Source organism: Protofrankia sp. CiP3 (assembly GCF_917627345.1).
Taxonomy (GTDB): Bacteria; Actinomycetota; Actinomycetes; order Frankiales; family Frankiaceae; genus Protofrankia.
Window position 1 is genome coordinate 47457 of sequence record NZ_CAKJTM010000036.1, and the last position, 424, is coordinate 47880.

Sequence of the window (424 nt, forward strand, 5' to 3'; positions counted from 1 at the left end):
GCCTGCCACCATCCGGTGCCGGACGATCGGGGTCCAGGCAAACTTCCGCAGGTAGAAGCCGGTGTCCCGACTTCCGAAGATCCACGTGTCCTGCCTGGACGGATGGAACGCGCCGAAGTACCGGGCCCTGACCCAGTGCCTCGACTTGTTCGGGTGGCGGAACCTGGCCCACTTGTAGACCAGTCTCCACACGTCGGCGTCCAACGCGTTGAACAGGCGTTTGGACACCCCGATCCGGTAGTAGGCCGCCCATCCGACGATGATCGGGTTGAGTTTCGCGATCACCGCGTCGGCGTTGGCCCCGCGCAGGGCCCGCACCTCGGTGGACAGCCGCCCGCGGATCCGTCGCACCGCGTCGTTGCTCGGCTTGGTCAACAGCTTGCCGTTGGGATAGCGGCGGATGTTGAACCCCAGGAAGTCCACG

At 65.8% G+C, this 424-nt stretch carries 1 protein-coding gene; it reads right to left on the reverse strand.

Translation table 11 applies throughout. The annotated features are described in order from the left end of the window. Positions 1-424: group II intron maturase-specific domain-containing protein (locus MJ797_RS14255; protein ID WP_305039712.1), on the reverse strand; the 424-nt coding region annotated here is incomplete at both ends.